The sequence below is a fragment of the Sporomusa sp. genome (genome assembly GCF_057736855.1).
The window spans coordinates 1-3,306 of sequence record NZ_JBYKYF010000321.1; the positions used below are offsets into that span (position 1 = coordinate 1).

General features: G+C 41.5%; 3 protein-coding genes. All 3 read right to left on the bottom strand.

Features of this window, described 5'->3' with window-relative positions:
- Positions 1-205 precede the first annotated feature (205 nt).
- Positions 206-439 carry a YlzJ-like family protein gene (locus AC29Z1_RS15470; RefSeq protein ID WP_488272350.1) on the bottom strand — a complete coding sequence of 78 codons (234 nt, stop codon included), beginning with the start codon at positions 437-439 and terminating at the stop codon, positions 206-208.
- Positions 439-1,230, bottom strand: a complete 792-nt coding sequence (locus AC29Z1_RS15475) for a ClpP family protease (protein WP_488272351.1) — start codon at positions 1,228-1,230, stop codon at positions 439-441. The genes AC29Z1_RS15470 and AC29Z1_RS15475 overlap by 1 nt, the downstream gene beginning before the upstream one ends.
- A gap of 149 nt (positions 1,231-1,379) precedes the next feature.
- Positions 1,380-2,999, bottom strand: a complete 1,620-nt coding sequence (locus AC29Z1_RS15480) for a ribonuclease J (protein ID WP_488272352.1) — start codon at positions 2,997-2,999, stop codon at positions 1,380-1,382.
- Positions 3,000-3,306 lie beyond the last annotated feature (307 nt).

A 3,306-nucleotide genomic window follows, 5' to 3' on the forward strand; every position in this document is an offset into this window, starting at 1 on the left:
GGGCCAACATTCAAACCCAGCAAACTAATTATTGCTAACAAGCCGCCGGTAAACATTGTTATACCCAATAATTCATGCCGCAATTCAGGAGTTAACTGGGCTAACCATTTAGGCAAAACATACCACCTCTACTTGTAATGGGTTCTACATAACAAGAAAAATTCCTTTATTTTAAATGGTTAAGGCAAAAAGAAAACGCTCCCATTTACGAGAGCGTTTGCATAACAGGTTTACAGGTAATAACTCTGCCTGGTTGTAATTCACTACGAAGGAAGTCGGCAGGATTAGTGGTTAACAAACGAACAATACGAAATTCATTGTCAGATACCTTTTCCGCCACTACCTTCTGTCCCGCATATTCAATTTCTTCATAAACAGGATCTGGCTGTTTTTGGTCGCCAAAAACGACTTCTTCCGGAACAATTGTCCAGAGAATCATTATTGTTTCAGCCCCTTACCTTCTTTATGCTTTTTTTGTATCTCAATGAGTTCTTCTAGCTTTTTTAAAGCTTGCGCTACACCACCAATTTCATCAATCAAACCATATTTTACCGCATCATTACCAGCTACGGAAGTTCCAATATCCCGAGACAATTCACCCGTTTTGAATAGCAGTTCTTTCCATTTCTTCTCAGTTATCTTTGAATGACTTACAACAAATTTATTAACACGCTCTTGCATCTTTTCGAGATAATCAAAGGAACTGGGAGCACCTATAACCAACCCGGTAAGTCTAATCGGGTGAATTGTCATAGTAGCACTTTCAACAATAAATGAGTAAGTTGCCGAAACGGCAATAGGTACACCAATACTATGTCCGCCCCCTAACACAATGGATACGGTAGGCTTTGACATACTGGCAACCATTTCAGCGATAGCCAAACCTGCCTCAACATCGCCGCCGACGGTGTTTAATACTAGCAGCAACCCATCAATTTCATTGGATTGCTCAATCGCAACAAGCTGTGGCATTACATGCTCATATTTTGTAGTTTTATTTTGTGGCGGTAATACCAAATGGCCTTCAATTTGGCCAATGATGGTCATCACATGAATATTGGTTTTAGCTATAGGTACTTCGGCTGATCCTAACTCTTGAATATTCTCAGTAGCTACCGATTTCTTGGCCTGTCTGCTTTTTTTCGGATTTTCCGTGGGAAGCGGATTTATTTGTGGTGCTTCAGGATTAGTACCCGGAGGAGCAACTACCGGATTATCATTGAGTATCATTAGAGTATCCCTCCCGCCAATGAGCTGGTTATTATTATATCCATATATAGTATTGGCGCTTACTGAGATTTCATACAAGCGTTTATATGCTAACAAAATAAGCCTTGAGTCTACCCTTCAACAGGTATTCTCAAAGCTTTCATGTCATACTACACTTCCATGATTATTGGTAAAATCATTGGGCGACGTCGAGTGCGTTCGTACAAATACTTACCTAATGTATCGCGAACGTTGGATTTTATAGCAGCCCATTCTGTAATACCGTTAAGTTCGCACTTTTCCAACGCTTGTTTAACCCGTTCTTTGGCCTCTTCCATAAGCTGCTCAGACTCGCGTACATAAACAAAACCCCGAGATACAATATCTGGGCCTGCGGCTACTTGTCCTCCTTGTTTATCCATCGTAACCACGATAATTAATATTCCATCTTGCGAAAGCTGCCGTCGGTCACGAAGTACAATATTGCCTACATCACCCACACCAAGACCATCCACTAACACATTGCCTGAAGTCACCTTTCCGGCTACCATACCTTTTTCGGCAGTGAATTCTAATACCTGCCCGTTTTCTACCACAAAAATATTTTCTTTCGGCATACCCATGGACTGGGCTAATTGAGCGTGTTTAATCAGGTGGCGATATTCTCCGTGAACTGGGATAAAAAACTTTGGCCGTACAAGGTTGTGCATTAATTTGAGTTCCTCTTGACTGGCATGACCAGACACATGAATACCTGATGCCGCTTCATATACAACTTCAGCACCTTGCCGGAAAAGATAGTCAATCGTCCGCGAAACCAGTTTCTCATTACCGGGGATTGGCGTAGCTGAAATGATTACTGTATCTCCTGGAACAATTTCAACCTTTTTATGCTCTGACATAGCCATTCTCGTTAAAGCAGACATGGGTTCCCCCTGACTGCCTGTTGTTAGAATAACTACCCCTGAAGCCGGGTAGTTATTGATTTCATCAATATCAATAAGTACCCCTTCAGGCACATTTAAATAGCCTAATTCTAAAGCGATATTCGCGACATTAACCATACTGCGGCCAAGAATAGCTACTTTACGCCGGTATTTGCAAGCAGTGTCAATAGCCTGTTGAATACGGTGAATATTGGAAGAGAAAGAAGCAATGATAATACGCTCCCGGGCATTACGAAAAGTTTCGTCAAAAGTGACTCCGACCGACCTCTCACTAGGAGTATATCCAGGCCGTTCTGCATTGGTACTATCTGCCAAAAGTACCAAAACCCCCTGGTCACCTAATTCAGCAAACCGGTGAAAATCAGTAACCTTACCATCAACCGGAGTCTGGTCCAGTTTAAAATCGCCAGTATGGACAATGACACCAACAGGTGTCTTTATGGATAATGCTACTGAATCCGCGATACTGTGACTTACCCGAATAAAGCCAATTTTAAAATTACCAATTTGAATTTTATCACCCGGTTTAACGGCATGTAAACTAGTCGTAGGTACATTGTTTTCTTTCAAACGTCCTTCCAAAATACCGAGAGTCAGACGAGTACCATATACGGGAACATTAAGCATTTTCAATACATAAGGTAGTGCACCAATATGGTCTTCATGCCCGTGCGTTAATATAATGGCTTTCACTAAATCGCGGTTGTCCAACAGATAGGTAATATCCGGAATAACTAGGTCAATACCAAGCATGTCGTCTTCAGGGAACATTAAACCTGAGTCAATGACTATGATTTCATCACCATAGCGTATGACTGTCATGTTCTTACCGATCTCTCCCATACCGCCCAAGGGAATTATCTGTATTTTATTTGGTTGCCGAGACAAAAAAACATACACCTCCAAGTTAATATCAATATGTAAGTTGTAACCGCCCGTTCATTAACCATAAACTAAAAAACCGGCCGTTCTGCCCACTTGTGAATAATTATAACCGATTTACTTGCCTATGACAACCAAGTGGAACTGCTCGCTCGCAATATTATATGCAAATCCAGACATTGCATACAAAAACCGGTAGCACTTAGCTACCGGTCAGATTGTAGACAAAGCCGCTTTTATGCCGTAAGGCAAAAAGCGGCTTTCTATT